The sequence below is a fragment of the Algoriphagus aurantiacus genome (assembly GCF_035156405.1).
Taxonomy (GTDB): domain Bacteria; phylum Bacteroidota; class Bacteroidia; order Cytophagales; family Cyclobacteriaceae; genus Algoriphagus; species Algoriphagus aurantiacus.
The window spans coordinates 408,939-434,567 of the sequence record NZ_JAXRUT010000001.1; the positions used below are offsets into that span (position 1 = coordinate 408,939).

23 protein-coding genes are annotated in these 25,629 nt (G+C 41.0%); 17 read left to right on the forward strand and 6 right to left on the reverse strand.

What is annotated here, in order from left to right:
* Positions 1–43: 43 nt before the first annotated feature.
* Complete coding sequence (locus tag SYJ56_RS01685; protein WP_323831797.1) at positions 44–811, reverse strand: hypothetical protein; 768 nt, start codon at positions 809–811, stop codon at positions 44–46.
* Between the two features lie 603 nt (positions 812–1,414).
* On the opposite strand from SYJ56_RS01685, the gene dapF reads away from it, so the two are divergent.
* The 7 genes from dapF to SYJ56_RS01720 all read left to right on the forward strand — a co-directional run bounded on the left by dapF (position 1,415) and on the right by SYJ56_RS01720 (position 10,934).
* Positions 1,415–2,188: a diaminopimelate epimerase gene (dapF, locus tag SYJ56_RS01690; RefSeq protein ID WP_323831799.1), complete on the forward strand. Its 774-nt coding sequence runs from the start codon at positions 1,415–1,417 to the stop codon at positions 2,186–2,188.
* A gap of 99 nt (positions 2,189–2,287) precedes the next feature.
* Positions 2,288–5,668, forward strand: coding sequence for a preprotein translocase subunit SecA (gene secA / locus SYJ56_RS01695; RefSeq protein WP_323831801.1), 3,381 nt, complete (start codon positions 2,288–2,290; stop codon positions 5,666–5,668).
* 7 nt (positions 5,669–5,675) lie between these two features.
* Positions 5,676–6,200: a hypothetical protein gene (locus tag SYJ56_RS01700; RefSeq protein WP_323831802.1), complete on the forward strand. Its 525-nt coding sequence runs from the start codon at positions 5,676–5,678 to the stop codon at positions 6,198–6,200.
* Position 6,201: 1 nt separating this feature from the next.
* A complete protein-coding gene (locus tag SYJ56_RS01705) occupies positions 6,202–7,392 on the forward strand; it encodes a M20 metallopeptidase family protein (RefSeq protein WP_323831803.1) in 1,191 nt (396 codons plus the stop codon).
* Positions 7,393–7,554: 162 nt separating this feature from the next.
* Positions 7,555–8,322 (forward strand): S1/P1 nuclease, encoded by a 768-nt coding sequence (locus SYJ56_RS01710; protein ID WP_323831804.1) that lies wholly within the window; start codon positions 7,555–7,557, stop codon positions 8,320–8,322.
* 83 nt (positions 8,323–8,405) lie between these two features.
* Positions 8,406–10,262, forward strand: coding sequence for a tetratricopeptide repeat-containing sensor histidine kinase (locus SYJ56_RS01715; protein ID WP_323831805.1), 1,857 nt, complete (start codon positions 8,406–8,408; stop codon positions 10,260–10,262).
* A gap of 21 nt (positions 10,263–10,283) precedes the next feature.
* Entirely contained in the window at positions 10,284–10,934 is a 651-nt protein-coding gene (locus tag SYJ56_RS01720; protein ID WP_323831808.1) for a response regulator transcription factor, read from the forward strand.
* A gap of 54 nt (positions 10,935–10,988) precedes the next feature.
* Here SYJ56_RS01720 and SYJ56_RS01725 read toward each other — a convergent pair whose 3' ends face one another.
* Genes SYJ56_RS01725 through ruvB form a run of 3 tightly spaced genes read right to left on the reverse strand, consistent with a single transcriptional unit; the run spans position 10,989 to position 12,700 of the window.
* Positions 10,989–11,279: a helix-turn-helix domain-containing protein gene (locus SYJ56_RS01725; protein ID WP_323821416.1), complete on the reverse strand. Its 291-nt coding sequence runs from the start codon at positions 11,277–11,279 to the stop codon at positions 10,989–10,991.
* A 2-nt stretch (positions 11,280–11,281) separates the two neighbouring features.
* Positions 11,282–11,623 (reverse strand): type II toxin-antitoxin system RelE/ParE family toxin, encoded by a 342-nt coding sequence (locus SYJ56_RS01730; RefSeq protein WP_323831810.1) that lies wholly within the window; start codon positions 11,621–11,623, stop codon positions 11,282–11,284.
* 42 nt (positions 11,624–11,665) lie between these two features.
* Entirely contained in the window at positions 11,666–12,700 is a 1,035-nt protein-coding gene (gene ruvB, locus SYJ56_RS01735; protein ID WP_323831812.1) for a Holliday junction branch migration DNA helicase RuvB, read from the reverse strand.
* Between the two features lie 122 nt (positions 12,701–12,822).
* Here ruvB and SYJ56_RS01740 point away from each other — a divergent pair, with 122 nt between their 5' ends.
* From SYJ56_RS01740 to acs, 5 genes are all read left to right on the forward strand, one after another.
* Positions 12,823–13,893 carry an FAD:protein FMN transferase gene (locus SYJ56_RS01740; RefSeq protein WP_323831813.1) on the forward strand — a complete coding sequence of 357 codons (1,071 nt, stop codon included), beginning with the start codon at positions 12,823–12,825 and terminating at the stop codon, positions 13,891–13,893.
* A 91-nt stretch (positions 13,894–13,984) separates the two neighbouring features.
* A complete protein-coding gene (locus SYJ56_RS01745) occupies positions 13,985–14,740 on the forward strand; it encodes a ZIP family metal transporter (protein ID WP_323831814.1) in 756 nt (251 codons plus the stop codon).
* 189 nt (positions 14,741–14,929) lie between these two features.
* Positions 14,930–15,193 carry a DUF4212 domain-containing protein gene (locus SYJ56_RS01750; protein WP_323831815.1) on the forward strand — a complete coding sequence of 88 codons (264 nt, stop codon included), beginning with the start codon at positions 14,930–14,932 and terminating at the stop codon, positions 15,191–15,193.
* A gap of 19 nt (positions 15,194–15,212) precedes the next feature.
* Positions 15,213–16,898 (forward strand): sodium:solute symporter family protein, encoded by a 1,686-nt coding sequence (locus tag SYJ56_RS01755; RefSeq protein WP_323831816.1) that lies wholly within the window; start codon positions 15,213–15,215, stop codon positions 16,896–16,898.
* Between the two features lie 48 nt (positions 16,899–16,946).
* Positions 16,947–18,839: an acetate--CoA ligase gene (gene acs, locus SYJ56_RS01760; RefSeq protein ID WP_323831817.1), complete on the forward strand. Its 1,893-nt coding sequence runs from the start codon at positions 16,947–16,949 to the stop codon at positions 18,837–18,839.
* 52 nt (positions 18,840–18,891) lie between these two features.
* Here acs and SYJ56_RS01765 read toward each other — a convergent pair whose 3' ends face one another.
* Positions 18,892–19,065: a hypothetical protein gene (locus SYJ56_RS01765; RefSeq protein ID WP_323831818.1), complete on the reverse strand. Its 174-nt coding sequence runs from the start codon at positions 19,063–19,065 to the stop codon at positions 18,892–18,894.
* Positions 19,066–19,189: 124 nt separating this feature from the next.
* Between SYJ56_RS01765 and SYJ56_RS01770 the strand changes: the two genes are divergently transcribed.
* The 4 genes from SYJ56_RS01770 (at position 19,190) to SYJ56_RS01785 (ending at position 23,680) form a co-directional block, all read left to right on the forward strand.
* The gene (locus SYJ56_RS01770) at positions 19,190–21,136 is read left to right on the forward strand and encodes a DUF294 nucleotidyltransferase-like domain-containing protein (protein ID WP_323831819.1); all 1,947 of its coding nucleotides are present in this window, start codon (positions 19,190–19,192) and stop codon (positions 21,134–21,136) included.
* 29 nt (positions 21,137–21,165) lie between these two features.
* Positions 21,166–21,804 (forward strand): 3'-5' exonuclease, encoded by a 639-nt coding sequence (locus tag SYJ56_RS01775; protein ID WP_323831820.1) that lies wholly within the window; start codon positions 21,166–21,168, stop codon positions 21,802–21,804.
* A 130-nt stretch (positions 21,805–21,934) separates the two neighbouring features.
* Complete coding sequence (locus SYJ56_RS01780; RefSeq protein ID WP_323831821.1) at positions 21,935–23,179, forward strand: LGFP repeat-containing protein; 1,245 nt, start codon at positions 21,935–21,937, stop codon at positions 23,177–23,179.
* Positions 23,180–23,191: 12 nt separating this feature from the next.
* Positions 23,192–23,680 (forward strand): HEAT repeat domain-containing protein, encoded by a 489-nt coding sequence (locus SYJ56_RS01785; protein WP_323831822.1) that lies wholly within the window; start codon positions 23,192–23,194, stop codon positions 23,678–23,680.
* 46 nt (positions 23,681–23,726) lie between these two features.
* On the opposite strand, the gene SYJ56_RS01790 is transcribed toward SYJ56_RS01785, so the two are convergent.
* Complete coding sequence (locus tag SYJ56_RS01790; RefSeq protein ID WP_323831823.1) at positions 23,727–25,130, reverse strand: DUF4403 family protein; 1,404 nt, start codon at positions 25,128–25,130, stop codon at positions 23,727–23,729.
* 71 nt (positions 25,131–25,201) lie between these two features.
* On the opposite strand from SYJ56_RS01790, the gene ytxJ reads away from it, so the two are divergent.
* Entirely contained in the window at positions 25,202–25,537 is a 336-nt protein-coding gene (gene ytxJ / locus SYJ56_RS01795; RefSeq protein WP_323831824.1) for a bacillithiol system redox-active protein YtxJ, read from the forward strand.
* Positions 25,538–25,629: the final 92 nt, after the last annotated feature.

Consider the following 25,629-nt stretch of genomic DNA (forward strand, 5'->3'; position numbering starts at 1 on the left):
AGACCGGAATTTCCGGTCTTTTTGAAGAATAGTCTAGTCTGGGTTATCGTTTTTTCAGCACTACGGAGTTTTCTATGTTAGCTTCTAACTGGGTTAAAATTTCAGTATTACCATCAGGACTGTTCGGACTGATTTCAATTTTACCATCATTATTAGCATCTGTGGCCGTGCTAAAATCAACATCTGCGAAAAGCTTCTCCATTTCAAAAGAGAGTAGTAATTCTGTATTGTTTTCTACTTCAATTCCTGAGTCAGATTCTGCAGTAGCTTCTATTACCTTTTCGGTTTCAGTCCAAAACTGAGTTGACTTGCCATTGATTTCTCCAGTGATGAGCAACGATTTCTGATACATCGGATCCTCACTGCTTTGAGCTTTATAAAGTGAAAAAGAAACTTCTTTGTACTTTCCTTTTGGAGTACTTCCTTCACCTACCAAAGAAATTTTAGTTTCTCCATTAGATAGTAATGTAAGGGTTTTTTCCTGTGAGGACGAGCTTTGTAATTCTGCGTTTAGGGCGGTATTAAGCTCTATCCCACCTAAATCAATTCCTGTCACTAAGTCTGCGGCAGCATAGTACTTCATTTCTACATTTTGAGTCCCAACTGTAAATTCATTCACAGTAAACCCGCTAATTGTAAATCTCCCGTTTTCTGAAGAACTTGAATTAGGTTGGGTAGCTGTGGCTTTTAATGAAGCCTGAGTTTCAGATTCCGAAATCGGGCTTTCATCTTCTGATTCGCAAGAGAATAGTCCCAAACCTGCTGGGATGACTAGTGCAGCAAAGGCTATTTTTCCAAGATTCAATTTCATAAGTTTTTAATATTTTGGTTCCTGTTGCCTTTTCAACACAAGTGCCACTTTGAAATTTTTCTTCTTACATTGATAGATTTAGCTGGATGAAAAGAAATAGTTTCGTGAAATCTAAAAGGGCAGTTATCCCTTGTCTTATAAAAAAACAGCTACTTTCGGAGCTCCCAATTTGTTGATAAGTAATTGATAAAAAGAAAATTAGATCAAATAGTGAATGATAGATTCCGCTTTTTAATTCTTTTTTTTGAACGAAATTATTGTTGTCAGATCATGGTTTATACAGCAAATAAAGAGAATGGTTTTTCAATCGTACTGAGGTTTTTCAGATTTAGGAGTAGGTAAGCAATCCTTGTAGAAATTATTATCAACCTGTTGCATCAAAGGACGGAATTGAGATGTATTCGAAGGCAGAGAATCCCATTTTAAGATGAGTCAGCTCTATGAACTATTCAATTTGCTTGAGAATTTTGCGAAAAAAGAATTATCTGACCGATTTTAAATTGAGAATCAGACAATAAGTCTGAATTTGTGACAAGATGTTTAAGTTTGTGTTACAACATTGGCTTGGATGGGTTTTTGTCCCCATATCCACAACAATTTTCCATGGAAATTTCATTTTACAAATATCAAGGAACAGGCAATGACTTCGTCATGATTGATGATCGTGACCAGAAATTTGATGATTCTGATTTGAAACTAGTTAGTAAACTTTGCGATAGAAAGTTTGGCATAGGCGCTGATGGGTTGATTTTGATCCGTAATCATGTAGATTTTGATTTTGAGATGATCTATTTCAATGCCGATGGAAGTCAGAGTATGTGTGGCAACGGTGCGAGATGCGCAGTTTCCTTTGCAGCTTTTCTGGGGATTTTGGAGGAAAGGACGAGTTTCCTTGCCATTGATGGGGCTCATGAAGCTACTCTGAAAGATGGATTGGTGCAACTTCTGATGGGAGATGTAGCTGGAATAGATGAAAAAGGAGAGGATTCCTTTGTCAATACCGGCTCGCCGCATCACATTCGCTTTGTCCAGGACGTGGATAACTATCCTGTTTTCGAAGAAGGGAAAAAGGTTAGATATGACCAAATGTATGCTCCTGCAGGCACAAATGTGAATTTCGTAGAAAAGGTGAGTGCAGATGAAATCTTCGTTCGTACATATGAAAGAGGTGTGGAGGATGAGACACTCTCTTGTGGCACTGGAGTGACGGCGGCAGCAATTGCTTTCGGCAAAGAGCAGCCTGCTCCAATGATTAAAATCAAGACCCTCGGTGGTCAATTATCTGTAAAATTTAAAGTTTCCGATAATGGAAGTTTTAAAGAAGTCTGGTTGATCGGACCTGCAAAGCAGGTTTTTGCCGGAAAAATAAGTGTTTAACCAACCTATTGGAGTTCTTCTCCGATGAACTGGTTTTATTATCAATTATAACAAAAAGGGCTTAATTTTGAAGCCCAAGAAGAATTACAATAAGCTAGCATGTTAGATATTATAGCAAAAGGACTTGCAAAAGTATTTGGAACCAAGTCCGACAGAGATATAAAGGAACTTCTCCCGATCGTTACCCAGATCAATGAAGTTTTTTCTGGATTAAAGAGCCTTAGCGATGATCAATTGCGAGCTAAAACTGAAGAAATCAAAGCTGAAATCGACTCTCATCTGAAAGAATTCGATGATAAGATCATTACTATCAGATCAAAAGTTGATGAGTTGCCGGCAAAAGCAATTCATGAAAAAGATCAGCTTTTCAATCAGATAGATCAGGTAGAAAAAGATCGAAACGTAGCCTTAGAGGTTGTTTTGGAGAAAGTTTTGCCAAAAGCTTTCGCGGTAGTGAAAGAAACAGCAAGGCGCTTCAAAGAAAACGGGAAGCTAGTTGTGAAGGCATCCGACCGTGATCGTGAGCTTTCTGCAAACAAACCACACGTAGAGATTCAGGGTGATGATGCGATTTGGCATAACAAGTGGATGGCCGCAGGTACTGAAGTTGTTTGGGACATGATTCACTATGACGTGCAGCTGATCGGAGGTATGGTGCTTCACAAAGGGAAAATAGCCGAAATGGCAACTGGTGAAGGTAAAACTTTGGTTTCTACCCTTCCCGCTTACCTCAATGCTCTTGCTGGACGGGGCGTTCACATCGTTACAGTGAATGATTACTTGGCTAAGCGTGACTCCGAATGGAATGCACCACTTTTTGAATTCCACGGATTAAGTGTGGATTGTATCGATAAATTTACTCCTAACTCAGCAGGCCGTAAGAAAGCCTACAGATCTGATATCGTCTACGGTACCAATAATGAGTTTGGCTTCGATTACCTAAGAGATAACATGGCTCGCGAGGCGGGAGATTTAGTTCAGGGTAAGCATCACTTCGCAATGATAGATGAGGTCGATTCCGTGTTGATTGATGATGCAAGGACTCCATTGATTATTTCTGGACCCGTGCCTAAAGGCGATGTGCATGAGTTTGATGACATGAAGCCTCGGGTTTCTACGCTAGTAGACGAGCAGCGAAAGTTAGTGCAAGGTTTTTTGAGCTCTGCCAAGAAAATGATTGCTGATGGAAATGATAAAGAAGGTGGTGTGGCCTTATTCCGTGCTTTCCGCGGAATGCCGAAGTATAAGCCATTGATCAAATACCTCTCTGAACCAGGAATCCGAGTTATTCTACAGAAGACAGAGAATCATTTTCTACAGGATAATAAGCGCCAGATGCCAGAAGCTGATGAGCCGCTATTGTTTACGATAGATGAAAAGACAAATGTAGTCGATTTGACAGATCGTGGTATCGAGACGATGACTACTAAGAATGAAAACACTGAGTTTTTCATTCTTCCGGATATCGGGATACTAATAGCCGATTTGGAGAAAGAAGTAGGGATTTCAGATACTGAGAAGCTTGTTCGTAAAGAGGAAGCAATAAAAGATTATAGCATCAAAGCGCAACGTATTCACACCGTAAACCAATTGCTCAAGGCATATTGTATGTTTGAGCGGGACACGGAATATATTTTGGTGGATGGCAAAGTGAAGATTGTCGATGAGCAAACTGGTCGTGTGATGGAAGGTCGCCGTTATTCTGACGGCCTGCACCAAGCGATCGAGGCGAAGGAAAATGTGAAGGTGGAAGATGCTACTCAAACCTATGCTACGATTACCCTTCAGAACTACTTTAGAATGTATCACAAGCTGGCTGGTATGACTGGTACGGCGGAGACTGAAGCTGGAGAATTCTGGGAAATCTACAAACTGGATGTGGTAGTTATTCCTACTAACAAGCCGATTATCAGAGATGACCGTGACGATAAGGTTTATAAGACTGTTCGTGAGAAATTCAACGCAGTAGGTGATGAGATCAATGAGCTAGTCGCTGCAGGAAGACCAGTATTGGTAGGTACTACCTCGGTAGAAATCTCAGAAGTACTCAGTAGGATGCTGACGCTCAAGAAAATACCTCATCAGGTATTGAACGCGAAGCAGCACGCTAGGGAAGCGGATGTGGTAGCAATTGCGGGTCAATCAGGTACAGTAACTATTGCAACCAACATGGCTGGTCGTGGTACAGATATTAAACTATCTCCTGAGGCAAAAAAAGCTGGAGGTCTGGCAATTATCGGTACAGAGCGTCATGAATCACGTCGTGTCGATAGACAGCTTCGAGGAAGATCTGGTCGTCAGGGTGATGTGGGTTCTTCTCAGTTCTTTGTGTCCTTGGAAGATAGCTTGATGCGTCTTTTTGGTTCTGATCGTATCGCCAAATTGATGGATAGAATGGGTCTTGAAGAGGGAGAAGTGATCCAACATAGCATGATTTCTAAGTCTATAGAGCGTGCGCAGCGTAAGGTGGAGGAAAATAACTTTGGTACAAGAAAGAGACTACTTGAATACGATGATGTGATGAATTCACAGCGTGAAGTAGTTTATAAGAGAAGAAGAAATGCACTGAAAGGAGAAAGACTGGAACTGGATATTTTGAACATTCTTTACGATGTCTGCGAAGGTTTGGTAGATATGGGCAAATCCACCGCTGATCCAGAGGATTTCAGAATGAATGTGTTTACTACCCTTGGTGTTGATCATAATGTATCTGAAAATGATCTCAAGTCTAAAGATGCAGGTCAATTGACTCAGGAGCTTTATACTGTTGCGTTTGAAACATATCAGAAGAAAAATGAGGTAATGACGAGCACCGCACTTCCGATTTTCAAGCGAGTTCAGGAAGAAAGAGGAGCTACTGTGAAGGATATCATGGTACCTATTTCTGATGGAATCAAGCAAATCGGTGTGGTAGCGAATCTCGAAGCCACAGTGAATTCTGAAGGAAGAGAATTAGTTAGAGCAATCGAGAAAAATGTATCGCTCGCTATTATTGATCAAAACTGGAAAGAGCATCTGAGAGATATGGATGACTTAAAGCAGTCGGTACAAAATGCCGTTTATGAGCAAAAAGATCCTCTTTTAATCTATAAGTTTGAGGCGTTTGAGATGTTCAAGCGCTTTATCGGCAAGCTGAATGAAGATATGACTACTTTCTTGACGAGGGCAGATCTGCCTAAGCAAGATCCAAATCAGGTGCATGCTGCTGCACCTCAACACTCTTCAGAGCCACATGTGCAGGCTTCTAAAGCTGAGGCTGGTAGTACGCTAAATCCTGGTGCAAACCGTGCGGCTGCAGCTGCTTCCAATGCTGGAAGAACTGCTCCACAAGTAGTAGCTCCTAGGAAATCAGACAAGGTTTACGGGAGAAATGATAAAGTTTCTGTTCAGTATACGAATGGAATCACTAAAAATGATGTGAAATATAAAAGTGTGGAACAGGATGTGCAGGAAGGAAAATGTGTAGTCATTGATAATTAAACGAAGCATGAGAATTTTCTGGATTTTAGGATTAATAATAATTTTCGCGAGTTGCAAAAGCTCTCGCAACATATCGAATTCTGCATCTAGGTATGCGAATTACCAAGAAGACCTAAGTCCATCGCTTCCTCTTTATCCAGATTATCGTGCGCAGATGAATGCAAAATCTTCTATTGGATCTTCTGAATCTACGGAGGCTATTGATGGTCAATTGGATCAGGTACAGGAAAGTTTAATAAGTAAGAATAAGTCTGAGCCCTACTATAATGGATATTCAGTTTTGGTTTATTCGGGAGTTGATCGCAACCAGGCGTTCAAAACCCGTGATGATTTAGCAATGAATTTTCCTGACCTTATTCCTGAAATGCAATATGAGCAGCCAAGGTATTTCGTGAAAGTTGGAAAATTTGCACACAAAATAGAAGCACAAAAAAGCTTTGCAGAAGTAAAAACAGAATTCCCCACAGCGAGGATAATTCAAGACCGCTTTCAGCGCGAAGAATTCAAGACGCTAAATGAACTCAACCAATAAAATGCTGAAGGACAAAATTAAATCTCTGGCTAAGGCCTACAAGGAAGAAGTAATTGCAAATCGTCGCCACCTTCATGCTAACCCTGAACTTTCCTTTCAAGAATATAATACCTCGAAGTTTGTAAAGGAAAAACTTCAGGAAATAGGAATTACTAACATAGAATCGAAGGCAGACACTGGATGGGCTGCATTGATAGAAGGAAAAAACCCTACCAAGCGAGTCATAGCTCTTCGTGCAGACATGGATGCATTGCCGATCATAGAGGCAAACGACGTCTCTTATAAATCTCAAAATCCAGGTGTGATGCATGCCTGTGGTCATGATGCACATACTGCTTCCTTGTTAGGTGTAGCGAAAATTCTAAATGAAGTCAAAGACGACTTTGAGGGAACTATCAAGTTGATTTTTCAACCAGGCGAGGAAGTGGCTCCAGGAGGGGCTTCTTTGATGATCGCTGATAAAGTACTTGAAAATCCACGACCAAATGGAATTATTGGTCAACATGTAATGCCTTTTATTGAAGTTGGCAAAGTCGGATTCCGTCCAGGAATCTATATGGCCAGTGCTGATGAACTTTATGTGACAGTAAAAGGCAAAGGTGGTCATGCCGCAATGCCTGAGACCTTGATAGATCCTATTCTGATCGCATCTCATATGATTGTTGCTCTGCAGCAAGTAGTCAGTAGAGCCGCTAGTCCAAGGGTCCCTTCAGTTCTTTCCTTTGGAAGAGTGGAGGCATTAGGTGCTACGAATGTAATTCCTGACGAAGTAAAGATTCAAGGTACTTTCCGGACGCTTGACGAAGCTTGGAGAGCAAAAGCTCACGAAAAAATGCTTTCTATTGCCAAGGGAATTGTAGAGGGAATGGGAGGAGAAGTAGACTTTGAAATTAAGAAAGGGTATCCATTTTTGAAAAATGATCCTGAGTTGACAGCGAGATCTCATCAGGCAGCTATAGACTATCTAGGTGAAGAGAATGTACTTAATTTGGATATATGGATGGCTGCTGAGGATTTTGCTTTCTATTCTCAGGAAGTTGAAGGCTGTTTTTACCGATTAGGTACAAGAAATGAAGCTAAGGGAATTACCTCTGGAGTTCATACACCTACTTTTGATATTGATGAAGATGCTTTGGAAGTTGGTGCAGGTTTGATGGCATTCTTGGCTGTATCCGAACTCGAAAAAGGGTAAACTTCGGGTAACTTTCCTTCCGCTTTTTAGCTTTATCTTTCCGCTTTCTCTCCAATTTCCAATCGAGCATGTTGCAAACAAGACACGGAGGAATTATTATCCGTTATGCGAGGTTCCTCCCGATAGCTATCGGGAGGATCTTTGAAAATTAATTATAAACACATGAAAAAACTCCTCACTACTTCATTTTTTGTTTTTCTATTAGCTTCCCAAACCTTCGCTTGGGGCCAATTAGGCCACTATTTGATCGGCTATATGGCTGAGAAGCAAATGAAGCGATCTGTTCGAAAGAAAGTAGAGAAGGTGCTCTACCCAATGTCTATAGGTAGAAGTGGAACTTGGATGGATGAAATCAGATCAGATCATGCTTTTGATTATGCCTCTTCCTGGCATTATATGACTAGCATTAGTGGAGAATACGACGGGTCGATTCAGGAAGAAGGAGGAAATGTTTATGCTGAAATCAATCGCATCAAAAACGAGTTGAAAGCAGGAAATCTTGAGCCTCAAATAGAAGCAGAATTGCTAAAAATGCTCATTCATATGGTGGAAGACATCCATCAGCCACTGCATGTGGGAACAGGTAAAGATAGGGGTGGCAATGATGTGAAGCTCGAGTATTTTGGGAGAGCTACCAATTTACATGCGGTATGGGATAGCGGAATCATTGACGGCAAATCGATGAGCTATACTGAAATTGGAGATGAGCTTTCCAAAAGAGTAAATAAGGAAGTGATCACGAGATATCGTGCAGCTAGCATGCAGGATTGGCTGACAGAAGCTGTGGCCGCAAGACCAACAGTGTATAATCTACCTGAGAATAAGAAAATCTCCTACGTATATGGCTATGAAAGCACGCCGCTTTTAGAAGAAAGATTAATTGCTGCCAGTGTGAGATTAGCCCAGATTTTGGAAGAAATCTACGGATAAGGAAAAAATATTCGTTTAAATGCCGTTGGACTATTGATGACCGACGGCATTTTTTATATTTTACTAGTCGTAAATGCTAGTAAATGCGGATACTTCTTACCCTAAGTCTAATTTTCTTTCTTAATGATTCCGTTTCTTTTTCTCAAGATCTAAGAAAAAGATTGGGAAGAACTTATTTCAATGCTGACTCTGTAGATATTATTTTCGAACTCGAAAAGGAGAATCTACACGCCGCCAATGATAGTGGGATATATTATTTTTTTGTTGCGGAGAAATACAACCGGGAATTTGAAAATGCACTTTCACAGGAGATGTTTCTAAAAAGTGCTTCACTACTTGATCCCAAGCAAAGCAATGATCTGATCAGTCTATGTTATATCCGACTAAACCGATTGGAAGCTAATTCAGGTAATTGGGATAGGGCACTGTTTTACTCTCAAAAAGGCTTGGAAAATGCTACCACTGGACTGGATAGCAACTATATGGGCTATGCTCTTTTGGATATTTCTGTGGTTTATCATGACATGGAAGATTATGCGAGGGGCGTCGAATATGGTAAGAAAGCACATGAATTACTCGCGCATTTTAACAAAGCAAACCCAACATTTATAGCTTATTCGTTGAATGCAATCGCAATCAATTTTGACGATTGGGACAAGCCGGATTCAGCACTTTTTTACCATTACAAAATCTTCGATAATATCGACAAGCTGGACAGTTCTCGTATCTCTTTCACCTTTAATAATATCGGGAATACGCTCTTGAAGCAGGAAAAATATAAGGAAGCGCAATCATGGATTCAGACGGCTGTAAAGTTGAATATGAAGGATAAAGACGATTATAGTTTGGCCGCAAACTATACCAATCTTGCAACAATTGCGTACAAGCTGAGCGACTTTCCGAAGGCTGAAATTTTGATGGATTCTGCCTACAGATATGTGGAGCAAAGCAAATCCACAGAGAAAATGCGGGATTACCTGGAAGAGCAGTATCGCTTCCATAAAGCCAAAGGTGAGCTTTCCACCGCTATGGATTACCTAGAGCAATATTCCACGCTGAAAGATTCTATCTTCAAAGAGGAACGAGTGAAGGTGCTAGGAGAATTGGAAGCAAAGTATCAAGTCGAAACCAAGGAACGGGAATTGGCTGAATCCCGTGCTGCACTTGTGGAGCATGAATTACTGGCAAAAAACCGTAATAATCAGATATTACTTTTAGTGGTGTTTCTGCTTATCATTTTGGGAGTGGGCTTTTTCATTTATTATAGACAGAAGACCAAAAATAGACACTTGGAGCAGGAAGCGAAATTGCAGCAAATTTACGCTGAGCAGGAAACGCAAAAGCGGCTTCATGAGCAGCGAAATAGAATTTCCTCGGATCTTCATGACAATATCGGTGCGCAACTGACTTTCATAGTTTCTTCATTGGACAACTTGAAATTCCTTGAGTTAAGCAAGGAAAAAATGGTGAGTAAAATAGATCAGATTTCAGCTTTTACAGTGGAGACCGTGAATGAACTTCGTGATACAATCTGGGCGATGAACAAGGATAATATCAGTCTGAGTGATTTGCAGATCAGGCTTGCGGGATTGATTGCGAAAGCCAAAGTTGCCTGTCCACAGATTGATTATGAGCTAGAAATGGAAGATGATTTGGAAAGGGATTTGTTGCTCAATTCGATGGAAGGAGTAAACTATTATCGAGTTGCTCAGGAAGCACTTAATAATGCAATCAAACATTCAGAAGCAAATCGGATTAAGATCGTCTTTTCTCAGAAGAATGGACAAATTCGGGTTTGTATAGAAGACAATGGCAAAGGCCTAGTGCAAGAAGGTATTGGAAATGGATTGGGTAATATGAGGAACAGGGCAGAGCGCATAGGTAGAGAATTGAAAATTGATTCAGCTACTGGAAAAGGTACTCAAGTTTGTATATTCTAGTTGTTTTTAAACCTGAAATCTATGTCAATAAAAGTAGCAATTGCCGAGGACAACAGTTTTCTACTCAAGGCCATTTTGGAAAAGCTTTCATTTTTTGAAAAAATAGAGGTGAAATATGCTGCTTGTAATGGTCTGGAGCTCTTGGAAAAATTGGAGAAGGATTCGAATGTTCATCTGATCTTAATGGATATCGAGATGCCAAAAATGAATGGGATTGATACCGTAGCTCATGTGACCCAAAAATATCCTCAGATCAAAACAATTATGCTCACGGTATTTGATGATGATGAGTATATTTTCAAGGCAATTCAAGCTGGCGCAAACGGTTATTTTTTGAAAGAGGTAGATCCAAGAGCTCTCTATCAAGGCATATTGGATACGATGGAGGGTGGTGCTGCGATGACCCCGTCAGTAGCGATGAAAGCGCTTAAGCTTCTTCGCAACCCACCTGATTTCTCCCAACCCGTAGAAGATATTAAGTTGACGACTAGGGAAATAGAGATTCTGGAACAGACCTCAAAAGGACTCAATTACAATCAGATCGGAGAAAACTTATTTGTTTCTCCCAAAACTGTCCGAAAACACATCGAAAATATTTACCGAAAATTACAGGTTCACAGTAAGTTGGAGGCTGTGCAGAAGGCTGTGAAAAATCGGATTATTGGAGGATAAAGTAGATAAGCTGATCAATGATAACCCTTATTCAAAGCAAAACGGGAATGGATTCTAAAGTTCAATTGAAATTTTGACTTTGCCACCAAGTCCTTTTTCCACAATATCAAATAGGGTTTTCAAAGTCAAATTGCTTCCATTATTTTCAATTCTTGAAATATATTCACGCTTTCTATCCACGAGTTCTGCAAGTTCAGATTGAGTTAATTTTCTTTCTTCACGAGCTTTTCTCAGAAGTAAACCAATCTGGAAACTTTCAAAATCTCTATCCAATTGATCGCGACGCTCAGTTCCTTTTGAGCCATAAACGTCATTTTTAATATCTTTCCAGGTTTTAGTTTCCATGTCTATCTTGTTTTTTGCTCGTAATATTCAGCCATTAGTTTTAACGCTTTTTCAATTTCACGTTTTGGCGTTTTTTGAGTTTTTTTTTGAAATTCATTTAACAGAATTACTAATTTTCCATGATCGAAGAAGCAGAAAACACGCCAGATATTAGAACCTAATTGAATTCTGGCTTCATACAATCCATCAGTGCCGACAAGGAATTTGAGATAGTTTTGAGGGACTCGCTCTAAAGTTTCTATGGCTTCAATTATTTTGAATATTTTATCCTGAACCTTTTGAGGTTGAGAGACTAGGAAATCTTCAAAATAATTTTTAAAAGCTATGACCTCTCTAACTTTCATCCCCAAAGGTAACTTATAAGTTACAAATACGCTACTATTTCCTCACATCCCTTCAAACAACCCCCCCATTCCCTGAGCAGGTTTAATTTTCAAATGAGTATAGGCCAACTCTGTTGCCATACGACCACGAGCTGTTCTTTTTAGGTAGCCTTCTTGTATTAAAAATGGTTCGTAAACTTCCTCTATAGTCTCGGCTTCCTCCCCGCAAGCCGTGGCAATCGTGCTCAGACCTACTGGTCCTCCTTTGAACTTCTCTATAATGGTCAATAGGATTCGATTATCCATTTCATCCAACCCGTTCACATCTACGTCAAGCGCATCTAGTGCAATCTTGGAGATCTCTAATGTAATGGTGCCATCCCCTTTGACTTGTGCAAAGTCACGCGTTCGCCGAAGGAGCATATTGGCGATTCTTGGTGTGCCTCTGCTCCTTCTTGCTATTTCATAAGCGGCGACTTCATCAATTGGCGTCTGCAAAATACCTGCAGAGCGCGTAACAATATCTGTCAATAATTTCGCATCGTAATATTCCAATCTGGAATTGATACCGAATCTTGCACGGAGAGGAGAAGTCAGTAGTCCTGATCGGGTGGTAGCACCTATCAGGGTAAATGGACTTAGGGAAATCTGCACCGAACGGGCATTGGGGCCTGAATCCAACATAATATCAATCCTGAAATCCTCCATAGCCGAATACAAGTATTCTTCCACTATCGGATTTAGCCTATGAATCTCATCTATAAAAAGCACATCACCTTCTTCCAGATTGGTGAGCAAACCAGCCAGATCAGAGGGCTTATCTAGGACAGGTCCAGAGGTGATTTTGATACCAGCACGCAGTTCATTTGCAATAATGTGACTAAGTGTAGTTTTTCCCAAGCCTGGAGGGCCATGTAGAAGTACATGATCTAATGGCTCATTTCTATTCTTTGCCGCTAGCACAAACACGCGTAAATTTTCCACGATTTTGAACTGACCCGTAAAATCTTCGAAGCTTAAGGGTCGTAAAGCTTTTTCAAAATCCTTGTCCTTTGGGCTTAGACTTTCATCTTCACCACTTAAATAATCTTCTCTCATAGTTTATCCGTACGCTCACAAATATAGAAAAATACGAATGCCTTCTCGCTCATTTTTGAATACCAAGCGTTCCTGCGAAACTGAAAAATAAGCCTTAAATTCACCCTCAAATACTCAAGATCATGCGCCAAAACGCCAGAAAAAACATCATATATTCTATTGTACTTCTTACCGCCATCATGCTGGTATACTCATGGCGTAATCGTGATAAGACTGAGATAGCTTTGAAGGAAACCACCGATGCAGTTGATGGTAAAATGACAATTTCGGGTAAAACCATGGGGACGACTTATAATATTACTTACATGGACCAGCAGAGTCGTGACTTGCAGACTTCCATTGATTCACTTTTGGTTGTGTTTAATCAAAGCCTTTCCACCTACATTCCTGATTCAGAACTTAGTCAATTCAATCAAGGTGACACTCTGGACTTCAAATTACCCTATTTATTGCCTGTTCTGGAAGCTTCCAAAAAAGTCTTTGAAAATACCAATGGAGCTTTCGATCCTACTGTGGGACCTCTTGTAAATATTTGGGGTTTTGGCCCAGGAGGTCCAGAACTTAAGGACAGTGTGGATATCAAAAATCTGCTCGCTACAGTTGGCTATTCAAAAATCGAATTTGATCAGAAGCAGCTTCGCAAAAAAGTAGCTGGGATCTATCTGGATTTTTCAGCTATCGCAAAAGGCTATGGTTCTGATGTGGTTGCTGATTATTTGAAAACCAAAGGAATAGCAAATTATTTGGTTGAAATCGGCGGCGAGCTTGTTGCAAACGGTGTAAACGATAAAGGAGAGTTATGGAAAGTTGGAGTGAATCGTCCTGAAGAATCTGCAAATGCGTCTGACCTCATCAGCATTATTGCCTTGCAAAACCGAGGAATGGCAACATCAGGAAACTACCGTAATTACTATGTGCGTGACTCAGTAAAAATCTCTCATACTATTAACCCAGCTACAGGATATCCTGTAAACCATTCCTTACTCAGTGCTACAGTGGTGGCTGGTGATTGCATGACTGCAGATGCTTACGCTACTGCTATGATGGTAATGGGGAAAGATGGTGCAATTGAACTCGATGAAAAACTCGATGAAATTGAAGTCTTCTTAATTTACGATGACGGTTTGGGCGGTTTCAAAACTTTTGCGAGCGAGAGCTTAAAGCCATTTTTGTCTTTCCCACAGGAAAATTAATTTTAAATGCAACACTATTGAATTTTATTACCTTTGCCTGAGTTATAACTTTCTCCTTTTCACCATATGAAAAGGAAAGTAACCCAGGACGATGGAATTCAAATTTTTACTTCTTTTTCTTACTGCGATGATCGCAGGGTCATTGGTTTTTTTTGCTCCGAAATTCAGGGAGAAATACTTTCGTTTGGTACTGGTATTTGCTGGATCCTATCTCTTTTCTATTACCATTCTCCACATTCTACCTGAGCTATTCGATAGTGGATTCGATAGCAAGCGAATGGGGCTTTATATCCTGATCGGATTTCTGCTGCAGCAACTATTGGAATTCTGGTCTAGCGGTATCGAGCATGGACATATCCATACACATGAGCACCAGGGAAGCAAAGCTATGACTACCGTTATGCTAGGCTTGTTTATTCATGCATTTCTCGAAGGCACACTGCTTTCACATGGAGAATTGATGGATCAAGGAGAGCATTTACTTGGTCATGTGCATAACAGTAAAACAGTGCTACTCGGAATAATCCTACATAAAGGGCCAGCTGCATTTGCTTTGGCAGCAGTGCTATCAAGCACATTAAGCAGAAAAACCACGCTAATATTATTGTCACTTTTTGCATTGGCGTCCCCTCTTGGGATGATGTCCAGTTCATTTTTATTTGAAAGAGGCCTCCTTGAAAAGCAAGGAATAGGGATCCTATATGGCTTAGTCGCAGGAGGATTTCTACATATTTCAACCACTATATTTTTTGAAAGCAGCCCTCATCATAAGTTTCAGCTTAACAAATTGTTGGTAAGTTTTCTTGCGGCAGGCTTAGCAATTCTATCTGAGTTTTTGATGAAGTGAAAGTAAAATAACACAGATTCTGAGAAGGAGTCTTAATAAAGTAACTCCAGCATGAATCCAAAGAATCTCAGGCGAATTTCTGGCGATACGGTAAATTTTTGAATATTTCATGGAAATCAGCTTGCATTCCTATGGATGCAATCACTAGCTTCAAGGCTTGTTTTATTTTCTAAGCCTAAACCCCAAATTATGCCTCCCCAAAATGAAAAAATGAAAGCTTACTGGAGGAAAAATCTCCAAACCCTTTTTATTCTATTAATAGTCTGGTTTGTCGTCTCTTTCGGGTGTGGAATACTTTTCGTAAATGAGTTAAATGAAATCCGGCTTGGTGGATATAAACTAGGATTCTGGTTTGCGCAGCAAGGATCGATTTTCGTGTTTGTGATTCTGATTTTTGTCTACGTGGTACGAATGAACCGATTGGATAGGGAATTTGATGTGGACGAAGAATAACTTTTTAATCTAAAAAACTATGGAAATTTTAACCTGGACCTACATTCTCGTAGGACTTTCCTTCGCACTTTATATAGGAATAGCAATCTGGACTCGCGCTGGATCTACCCAAGAATTCTATGTTGCCGGTGGAGGCGTATCCCCCTTAGCCAATGGTATGGCGACCGCTGCAGATTGGATGTCTGCAGCATCCTTTATCTCGATGGCGGGAATCATATCATTTGCTGGTTACGACGGCTCAGTCTATTTGATGGGTTGGACTGGAGGCTACGTTTTGCTTGCCCTTTTACTCGCTCCCTACCTTAGGAAATTCGGCAAATTCACCGTTCCCGACTTTGTGGGAGACCGTTATTATTCCAATACGGCTAAGGTGGTTGCAGTGATCTGTGCGCTTTTCATTTCTTTCACTTACGTCGCTGGGCAGATGCGTGGCGTGGGAATTGTATTTTCCAGATACCTTGAAGTTCCCATAGAGTGGGGAGTAGTCATCGGGATGTGTATTGTGTTTTTCTATGCAGTACTAGGTGGAATGAAGGGCATCACTTATACACAAGTAGCTCAGTATTGCGTGTTGATCTTTGCATATATGGTTCCTGCAATATTCATTTCCATGCAGTTGACAGGCAATCCTGTTCCACAACTCGGGCTGGGAGGATCAGTAGCGGATGGGACTCCACTTTTGGATAAATTGGACGGAGTACTTACCGAATTGGGTTTTGCTGCTTATACTTCTGGGAGAAAGAGCATCACTGACATGTTTATGATCACGCTGGCTCTCATGGTGGGAACGGCTGGCTTACCGCATGTAATTGTTCGTTTTTTCACAGTTCCACGAGTAAAAGACGCGAGGCTTTCTGCTGGATATGCATTGGTTTTTATTGCTATTTTATATACCACTGCTCCGGCGATTGCTGCTTTTGGAATTTATAATGCAATTGAAAGCACCTCCGAAAAGAATATATCAGAGCTTCCTGCATGGATTAGCACCTGGGAAAAGACCCAACTAATCAGTGTCGATGATAAAAATGGCGATGGCAAAGTCCAATATGTGGCAGATCCCGATGCAAATGAACTGACAATAGACAGAGATATCATGGTTCTGGCAAGTCCTGAGATCGCTCAGCTTCCAAACTGGGTAGTTGGCTTGGTAGCGGCTGGAGCAATGGCCGCTGCACTTTCTACGGCTGCCGGCTTACTTTTGGTTATTTCTACTTCTGTTTCAAGAGATTTGTTCAAGACATTCAGACCGGATATTTCGGAAAAAAAGGAGTTACGGATTGCTCGTATTGCTGCAGCTGGAGCAGTACTTCTTGCAGGCTATTTTGGAATAAATCCACCAGGCTTTGTTGCCCAAGTAGTGGCTTTTGCCTTTGGCTTAGCAGCAGCATCCTTTTTCCCTGTCATTATCATGGGCATTTTCTCTTCGAGAATTAACAAAGAAGGGGCCATTTCAGGAATGATCACAGGCCTGGTATTTACGATTGGCTACATAGTTTATTTCAAATTTGTCAGTCCTGAAACTAGTAGCGCGGAGAATTGGTGGTTTGGGGTTTCACCAGAAGGCATAGGGTCTATAGGAATGATCCTTAATTTTATCGTATGTGTGACTGTATCCAAATTCACTCCTGCTCCACCACAGGCTGTACAGGATATGGTGGAGGAAATAAGAATTCCTCGTGGTGCTGGTAAAGCACAGGATCACTAAATTAGACTATACTTTACCCAGAATTGAATACAATAAACCAAAATTATTATGAGTGACAGAATTCATACCCTCAGCGGGTACCTCTACGAATACCAAAAAAGCGTAACCCAGCCTGAAGAGTTTTGGGCAAGAATTGCGGATTCATTTCACTGGAGAAAACGCTGGTCAAAGGTATTGAAATGGAACTTCGAAGAGCCTGACATAAAGTGGTTCATCGATGGTAAGCTCAATATCACAGAAAATATTTTTGAACGCCATCTTTATACCATCGGCGATCGTCCGGCTATTATCTGGGAGGCAAATGATCCGAATGAAGAAGGAAGAACGCTGACTTATCGAGAGCTTTTCCACGAAGTAAATCGCTTCTCAAATGCGCTCAAAAGTAAAGGAATCGGTAAAGGAGATAAGGTAATTATCTATATGCCAATGGTTCCTGAAGCAGCAATCGCGATGCTTGCCTGTGCAAGGATTGGGGCCATTCACTCCGTTGTTTTTGCAGGGTTTTCCAGCTCTGCGTTAGCAGATAGAGTAATTGATTGTGAAGCAAAAGCAATCTTGACTTCAGATGGAAATTTTCGTGGAAATAAAAAAATAGCAGTAAAGGCAGTGGTGGATGAAGCGCTAGAGAAAAGCTCAGTGGAAACCGTTATTGTCTATGAGCGCACCAAGCAAGAAGTTATGATGAAAGAGGGGCGAGACTTCTGGTGGCATGAGGTAATAGCAGAGGAATCTGAGCAATGTACCGCAGAAGAAATGGACAGTGAGGATATGCTTTTCATTCTTTATACTTCTGGTTCCACTGGAAAGCCGAAAGGTGTCGTTCACACAACAGGGGGATACATGGTTTATTCTCAGTATTCATTTGATAATGTATTTCAATACTCCGAAGGCGATGTTTATTGGTGTACAGCTGATGTGGGTTGGATTACAGGCCACTCTTATATAGTTTATGGACCTCTTTTGGCAGGAGCGACCACTCTGATGTTTGAAGGCGTACCGACTTTCCCTGATGCTGGTCGATTCTGGGCAGTGGTAGAAAAGCATAAAGTCAATGTATTCTACACCGCTCCTACAGCAATTAGGGCGTTGCAAGCCTACGGTACTGAGCCAATAGCTAATTATGATTTAAGCTCATTGAAAGTGTTGGGCTCTGTAGGCGAACCGATCAATGAAGAAGCATGGCATTGGTATCACACGCACATAGGGAAAAATAAATGTCCTATAGTAGATACATGGTGGCAGACAGAAACTGGCGGAATTATGGTTTCTCCGATCGCAGGAATCACTCCTACCAAACCTGCTTACGCAACTTTGCCTCTTCCTGGAGTACAGCTATGTATAGTAGATCCTGAGGGAAATGAATTGACTGGAAACTCCGTAGAAGGAAATCTATGCATCAAATTCCCTTGGCCTTCCATGATCCGCACCACTTATGGTGATCATGAGCGTTGCAAGCAAACGTATTTTTCTACTTACAAAGGCATGTATTTCACAGGGGATGGTGTGAAACGTGACCACGATGGCTACTATAGAATCCTAGGGCGTGTTGATGATGTGATCAATGTTTCTGGACATAGAATGGGTACTGCTGAGGTGGAAAACGCGATCAACGAACATCCTAAAGTTATTGAATCTGCTGTAGTCGGATATCCACATGAGGTCAAAGGCCAAGGTATCTACGCATACGTGATAGCTGATTTGACTAATCGTACAGAGGATAATTTGATCAACGAGATTAAGGAGATGGTATCCAAAATCATTGGTCCAATCGCCAAGCCTGATAAAATTCAACTTGTGCCGGGGTTACCGAAAACCAGATCAGGGAAGATCATGCGTAGAATATTGCGTAAAGTAGCGGAAGGATCTTTCGATAATATGGGGGATACCAGCACCTTGCTTGATCCGGATGTCGTGACAAAAATTATTGAAGGGAAAAAATAATTGCAGATTGTAGAGTCAAGATTTTGGACATGGAATCTTGGCTCCTTATTATTCAATCTTTAGGGGATGAATCTTCCTCCTCCTCGTCCATCTGTATGGAGGAGACAATAGAATCAGCTGAATCCATTTCTTGTTTATAAAAGTTGTGAACCCCGACCATAAAGGCCACTATCAGTGCCCACATCAGGCGTCTGCAATAGCGTAGAAATTGATAAGGGTATTTCATATCCAACTGATTACTGATATATCTGCTCAAAAGTCATTCCCCCTCTGAATTTAGACAGATTGTCAGTAATTTACAGATAAAATCAACTTGTTACTCCAAGATCATCAGACAACCTTTTCGCTAAATGGCCAATGTAATAGTCAATAGAGTAGCAGAATTTTTAAAGAGATTCCCGCCCTTTTCGTTTTTATCCAAGGAGGAATTAGAGAAAATTTCAAGCGCTGTAGAAATCCAATTTTTTGAAAAAGGGGAAACTCTTTTCAAGCAAGGCGATGCTCCCCAGTCTTATTTTTTTATCTTAAAAGAAGGAGCAATCCATCTTACAGAAAGCAAGCAGTCCGGGGAGGAAATAAAAGAATACTTAGATGAAGGAGATGTATTTGGCGTATTGGCTCTATTGGGCAAAAGGGCTTATGTTCTAAATGCCCGAATCAGTCAAAGTAGTCTGATTTATGCTATTCCTGTTCAGGTTTTTGAAGAAATACTTGCCACCAATAATCGGGTAGCACTTTACTTTGCAGCGGGATTTGCCTCTGGACAGGTAGTCGTCAGGCAGGATTTATCCCAAGGCCAGAAAGCCCGGGGAATACTAAAAAATGAATCAAGAGATAATTCTCTGCTTATTTTCTCGGATCAGTCCGAGGTGAAAATGTCTGATAAAGTTCTCACCTGCGACTCTTCCACCACTGTCCATGAAGCCGCTCAGTTAATGGTGGAAGCTGATGTCAGTAGTATCGTAATCGTAAAGGAGAACTTCAGACCCATCGGCATAATCACTGATAAAGACCTGCGGTCCAAAATACTGGCAAAAGCACTTTCGCTTTCCACATCTGTTGTTGAAGTGATGACTTCGCCGGTGATCACCCGGAAGAAGGATACGGGCTTTTCGGATCTTTATCTCACGATGATCAAAAATCGGCTTCATCACCTGATTCTCACAGAGGATGGCTCAGATCAATCGAAGGTCTGTGGAATAATCTCAGATCATGATGTACTGGTTTCCATGGGGAATAGCCCTGCCGTGCTCATACATGGATTGCTGAATACTCAGGACATAAAAGAAATTAAGTCCATCAGAGACCGTGCAAGTAAGATGCTGGCGTATTACCTGGAAAATGAGGTTGCCATGGATTTTGTGGCTTCCATCATGACCGAAATCAACGATGTGATTATTCAGCAGGCAATTAAAATCGCTGAAAAATCGCTGGTCGGACCATACCCGGACATGCAGACCGTACGCTATTGTTTTTTGACTTTAGGAAGTGAGGGGCGTGAAGAACAATTGCTTCAAACGGATCAGGACAATGCTTTGGTGTATGAAAATGTGGCCGAGGAACTAAAGGCAAAAGCGGCTGAATATTTTCTGAAATTGGGAACTACAGTGGTAGAGATACTTATAGCCTGTGGATTTGCGCCATGTCCGGGAGAGATCATGGCCAGCAATCCCAAATGGGTTCAGCCAGTAGCTCAATGGGAAAATTATTTTATCAAATGGATTTTGACTCCTACTCCAGAAGCTTTGATTTCTGCCTCGATCTTTTTTGATTTTAGAGCAATCGGCGGAAGCAAAAGCCTATCGGAAGAGTTGAGTTTGTTTATCTATGATTCTCTTAAGAAAAAGCCTTTTTTTCTCAATTTTCTGGCACAAAATACCTTAGCCACACCTCCTCCACTGGGGTTTTTCAGGAATTTTTTAGTAGAAAAATCCGGGGAGCATAGAGATCAATTCGACATCAAAGCCAGAGCAATCCGGCCCCTCGTTGATTTGGCAAGGCTGCTTATATTAAGCCATGCGGTAATTGGCGTCAATAATACGTTTAGGCGGTTTGAACACTTGGCAGAATTGGAACCTAATTACAAGGAACTATTTAGTCAAGCGGCAAAAGCATTTGAGATACTCATTAGAATGAGAGCGATAGAAGGGATGAAAAATGGGAATGATGGAAGATTTATCAACCCTGAATCCCTCGGGAAACTTCAGAGACAATTGCTGAAAAATACCTTTGTGCCTATCGATGAGCTTCAGGATATTGTGAAGGTACGTTTTCAGCTACACCAATTTGGACGATGAATTGGTGGCCATTTTCAAAATCAAAAAGAATGCTTCCTGATTTTGTTAAAGAATACCTTGCAAAAAATGAATTGCAAATCCCTCCTATTCGTGCTTTAAATCAACTGAATTTTGTGGTGCTTGATACAGAAACCACCGGACTTGATACGAAAAAGGATTCAATAGTGTCCTTTGGTGCTGTGAAGATTTCCAATGAAAGAATATTAGTCAGTTCCGCAGTAGAATGGTACCCTGAAGCCGACCAAAGCCTTAAACAATCGCCTTTAATCCATGGTCTCGTAGAGAGACAGAATCAGCTTCCTAAAACGCTATTTATAAAACAGGTGCTGGAATACATTTCTAATGCTATTCTGGTTGGGCACCACCTCGGTTTTGACCTCGCCATGCTTCAGCAGACTACGAAGGATTATGGTTTGACTCAATTTAATAACCCAATAATTGACACCATGAATTTTGCTATTCGTCTAGACCATGGCCCACAAACTAACCTAAGCCATATGCAGGTGAAAAACTACAGCTTGGATGCCTTGTGTGAGCGTTTTAAGATCCCACTCGATGATCGTCATACTGCAGCGGGAGATGCACACCTTACGGCTATACTTTTTCTGAAATTAGTGAAAATTGCCGAGGCAAAAGGCATAAAGAGTTATGCCCAACTTCTTCGCTAATAGTTCCTGCCAGATTAATTTTATCAATTATTAAATTTTGCCAAAGTAAAAACCTTAAGACCCTTTTTTACAGCGAGTTAAATATAAATTTGAGGAGTATTTTTATATTCATTAAAAAACTTTTAATACGATGGCAAAACTCACAATTGACCCAAAATTGGCTCTAAAAAAAGAGCTAAACGTGGAGCTGCTTAAAAATCTACAGGTTTTTCATGCCCATCCCATCACCCAAAAATACTGGGCTTTGGGAGGAGCAAGTGGCTGGCTTGGTACTCATACTACACCGATCAGAACTTGTCCAGATGGTGTAGGTCAGTATCAGCATTTTGTAAACGGTTCGATCTATTACCATCCCTCTATCGGCGCCCATGAGGTTCATGGCCTTATTCGTGCTCGGTGGCAATCCTTGGGTTGGGAAAGAAGCTTTCTTGGCTATCCACTCACAGATGAATCAACATGTCCTGATGGTATAGGTCGGTACAATCACTTTCAAGGGGGAAGCATTTATTGGAGCCCTTCTTCAGGTGCTTGGGAGGTGCATGGAGCTATCAGAGGAAAATATTCCAGTTTAGGATGGGAACGAAGTTTTCTACGCTATCCACTGACAAATGAAAATACTTGCCCCGATGGCGTAGGTCGTTATAACCACTTCCAAGGAGGAAGTATTTATTGGTCACCGAGTACTGGAGCTCATGAAGTTCATGGAGCCATTCGATCCCATTGGGCCTCTTTAGGTTGGGAAAAAAGTGCCTTAGGATACCCTACTTCAGATGAGTTGGTCGTTTTTGGTGGTGCAGCACGGATTTCTCATTTCCAGCGTGGGAGCATCTATTGGTCTCCTACTGCAGGAGTGAGGGTATTGAAAGAGCGTGTACGAGTGCATGTTAAAATCTTAGAAACTCCTACATCTTTCACCATCAATGAGCAGTTTGCTGCGATGCAAGAAGTGTATGCTGTGGCTGGGGTGAGAGTAGACTGTGCCTCTACCGAAAATCTTAATCTACCAACTCTCAAGGATGTGGATGTAGGGGGTTGTACCATGGGGTCTGTCTCTTCTGAGCAGGTAAGTCTTTTTGGCAACAGGAATTTTGTAGGAACAAATGATGTTGTGGTTTACTACGTTAGAAGTACTGTGCCAGGATACAATGGATGTGCCGCTCATCCATCAGGAAGGCCTGGTTGTGTGGTGGTACGCTCAGCCAGTCGATGGACTTTGGGACATGAGTTTGGACATGTATTGGGCATTCATCATGTGAATGACAATAATCGTCTGATGACAGGTAATGGGACGTTCAATATCACGAATCCCCCACCAAACCTCATATCTAGTGAATCAACAAAAATGCGTAATTCTAGTCTAACTGTTCCACTATAAAACTGAAAAAACATGGCAAAGTCAAACAGTAATTCAACAGCGCGGGATTTTGATGCGCAAGAACTCCTTGCTTTTCTCAGACAAGATGAGTTGGACTATCCTGCAGGAGCTAAGAAATTTGGAAAAGAAGCTCTACCATTTCTCTCAGAACTGGTACAGGGATCTGATGAGAACCTATCCATAAAAGCGGCTTATCTAGTCGGATATATCGATGATGAAGCAGTAAATGATATTCTGCAAATGGCTGCTGAAAAAGGCAGCGCTCCAGTAAGAATTGCCGCGGCTTTTGGTGCGCAAAAGAGAGGCGAAAAAGCCGCTGAATCTATTCTAAGCAAGTCATTGGAAGATAGTGATCCTTCCGTGGTAAAGTTTGCTTTGAGATCAGCTACTGCGATGAAAATGGAAAAAACCTTCAAATCAAAAATTGATAAAATTTCCAAATCATTTCATCAAGATGAAATCAAATTGGACGCTTTGAATATGATGAAAAGGATGAAGTAAATTTCATCCTAAATAAACTTGAAAGCCGTCAAATTTGGCGGCTTTTTTATTTCCATTCTACATCGACTTCACCACTGGCTTCCATATGAATCACTAATTCCTTGGCCATTGGGTAAAAACCAGAAGGTTCGATCGTAAGATCAGCGATTTTTAAATTCATGATCGGGGTGCTTAAACCCAGGCGATCTGTGATATTGTCTAAGCTTTCATTCAGCATTTCTCCAATTGGAAAAACAGCTTTGCTCTCAATACTGCGGATTATCTTACGCTTTTTCAGGCTAACACCTGTCTGTGCTCCCAAGCTTCCACTCTCCATTTTGAAATTAATATCCTCAAAAATTAAGCTTTGGGTGGTAGCATTATACGCTGGTTTGGCAACTACAAATAGTGTTCCGCTCAACGTCTTTCCGTTGGTCTGCTCCGCAGTGAAATCCATGTTAATTGCCAATAAATCTCCAAAAGCTTGGGTCTTAATATTGGATGGAATCATGGTAGTTTTCTTATCCACACGCAATGCTTTCCCCTCCAAATTCTGTTTTAATAGCTCGTCTAGCGTAGTAAAGCTTACTGTCAGAGGAATAAGGATTTCTAATTCATTTGCGGGATTTTTATTCGGACTGAGCCCTGGAAGTGGGAACGCACGTGAGGGAGCAGCATCTGCAGGATGAGAATTTACTTTACCGTCCATTCCCAGCCAGAGATTATAATTCTGGTCCGTATCGAAATATTCTGTGAGTTTTACCTGTTGAGGCTGTATAGAAAAAGCAGTATTTCCCCCTATCCACTCAATGGAAATAGGCTTGCCAACCTGAGCCCAGGCAAGGTCAACCAAGGTTTTTAAACTTGCTACTTCTTTTCCTCCAGTTAGATTTTCATTTCCCCATTTTCTTAATTCCTTGCTTAGTAAACCACTCAGATCCACTTGCATTCCCAATACATCAACAGCTAAATTTCCTCCTAACTCTACCAGTTCGAAACTCTCAGCTCCAATACCCCAATTAGAATTGATCACTGGATCTATCACAAAAACAGGCGAAAAGTCTTCGTTTAAGGGTAATCTGGATTGAAATAAACTTCCTAATCCTTTAGATTTTAAGCCGACTTCCCCCACAACATTAATAGGAACAGTCAGCTGAATTCGTTGGCTATCCAGCGCAGTCCAAGAAATTTTGCCATTTCTCTTCAATTGCAGATCACCCGTTATTCCGCTTCCCATATCCAATCCTTTTTCCTGAAGTAAAACTGCAGGGACCTGACTATCCAGAAGTTTGCTTAACGTTTCTTTGGGGATTTTTAGAGGCATATTGACCCTAGCAGTCGCACTGGGCGGAGGAGTGGACGGCCCCGGATTGATACTAGGATTTATACTTTTGCAGGAAAATGAAATAAGGACTACTAATACGATAGCAATCGGAAAGTTTATAAATCGCCTATTGAACTGTAATTTCATAAATGAAGTTTGGTTTTCATTGGGAGATCTACCTTCTACAACTATTGCCCCAAAAATATAAAATCAAGAAAATGAATTGGAATAAACTCACAGAAACTGGCCAATTAAAGGAAATCAAAGCATTAAGCGAACAGAAACCTGTATTGATTTTCAAGCATAGTACTCGATGCTCGATCAGTAGTATGTCATTAGATCGGCTATTAAGAAAGTGGAATGATACTGATTTTGAGAAAATAACTCCCTATTTTTTGGACCTTATCGCATATTGCGAATTATCAGAATTAGTAGCAAGGGAATTCCAAATACCTCACGAATCGCCTCAGGTTTTGTTAATAAAAAACGGGGAGGTTATATATGATAACAGTCACTTTGGGATTTCCTATTCAGACCTAATGGGGAAAATTTAATTCTTATGATTTTTAAATGGTTTTTATACCATTTATCCTCCTCATTATCCATTCTTATTTTTCCCCAGATCCTGAGTAAACCTTTGGTATTA

Bases quoted from the DNA above. Each gene is read 5' to 3' on its own strand.
- SYJ56_RS01685 (WP_323831797.1), bottom strand. From the start codon at position 811: ATGAAATTGAATCTTGGAAAAATAGCCTTTGCTGCACTAGTCATCCCA.
- dapF (WP_323831799.1), top strand. From the start codon at position 1,415: ATGGAAATTTCATTTTACAAATATCAAGGAACAGGCAATGACTTCGTC.
- secA (WP_323831801.1), top strand. From the start codon at position 2,288: ATGTTAGATATTATAGCAAAAGGACTTGCAAAAGTATTTGGAACCAAG.
- SYJ56_RS01700 (WP_323831802.1), top strand. From the start codon at position 5,676: ATGAGAATTTTCTGGATTTTAGGATTAATAATAATTTTCGCGAGTTGC.
- SYJ56_RS01705 (WP_323831803.1), top strand. From the start codon at position 6,202: ATGCTGAAGGACAAAATTAAATCTCTGGCTAAGGCCTACAAGGAAGAA.
- SYJ56_RS01710 (WP_323831804.1), top strand. From the start codon at position 7,555: ATGAAAAAACTCCTCACTACTTCATTTTTTGTTTTTCTATTAGCTTCC.
- SYJ56_RS01715 (WP_323831805.1), top strand. From the start codon at position 8,406: ATGCGGATACTTCTTACCCTAAGTCTAATTTTCTTTCTTAATGATTCC.
- SYJ56_RS01720 (WP_323831808.1), top strand. From the start codon at position 10,284: ATGTCAATAAAAGTAGCAATTGCCGAGGACAACAGTTTTCTACTCAAG.
- SYJ56_RS01725 (WP_323821416.1), bottom strand. From the start codon at position 11,279: ATGGAAACTAAAACCTGGAAAGATATTAAAAATGACGTTTATGGCTCA.
- SYJ56_RS01730 (WP_323831810.1), bottom strand. From the start codon at position 11,623: ATGAAAGTTAGAGAGGTCATAGCTTTTAAAAATTATTTTGAAGATTTC.
- ruvB (WP_323831812.1), bottom strand. From the start codon at position 12,700: ATGAGAGAAGATTATTTAAGTGGTGAAGATGAAAGTCTAAGCCCAAAG.
- SYJ56_RS01740 (WP_323831813.1), top strand. From the start codon at position 12,823: ATGCGCCAAAACGCCAGAAAAAACATCATATATTCTATTGTACTTCTT.
- SYJ56_RS01745 (WP_323831814.1), top strand. From the start codon at position 13,985: ATGGAATTCAAATTTTTACTTCTTTTTCTTACTGCGATGATCGCAGGG.
- SYJ56_RS01750 (WP_323831815.1), top strand. From the start codon at position 14,930: ATGCCTCCCCAAAATGAAAAAATGAAAGCTTACTGGAGGAAAAATCTC.
- SYJ56_RS01755 (WP_323831816.1), top strand. From the start codon at position 15,213: ATGGAAATTTTAACCTGGACCTACATTCTCGTAGGACTTTCCTTCGCA.
- acs (WP_323831817.1), top strand. From the start codon at position 16,947: ATGAGTGACAGAATTCATACCCTCAGCGGGTACCTCTACGAATACCAA.
- SYJ56_RS01765 (WP_323831818.1), bottom strand. From the start codon at position 19,065: ATGAAATACCCTTATCAATTTCTACGCTATTGCAGACGCCTGATGTGG.
- SYJ56_RS01770 (WP_323831819.1), top strand. From the start codon at position 19,190: ATGGCCAATGTAATAGTCAATAGAGTAGCAGAATTTTTAAAGAGATTC.
- SYJ56_RS01775 (WP_323831820.1), top strand. From the start codon at position 21,166: ATGCTTCCTGATTTTGTTAAAGAATACCTTGCAAAAAATGAATTGCAA.
- SYJ56_RS01780 (WP_323831821.1), top strand. From the start codon at position 21,935: ATGGCAAAACTCACAATTGACCCAAAATTGGCTCTAAAAAAAGAGCTA.
- SYJ56_RS01785 (WP_323831822.1), top strand. From the start codon at position 23,192: ATGGCAAAGTCAAACAGTAATTCAACAGCGCGGGATTTTGATGCGCAA.
- SYJ56_RS01790 (WP_323831823.1), bottom strand. From the start codon at position 25,130: ATGAAATTACAGTTCAATAGGCGATTTATAAACTTTCCGATTGCTATC.
- ytxJ (WP_323831824.1), top strand. From the start codon at position 25,202: ATGAATTGGAATAAACTCACAGAAACTGGCCAATTAAAGGAAATCAAA.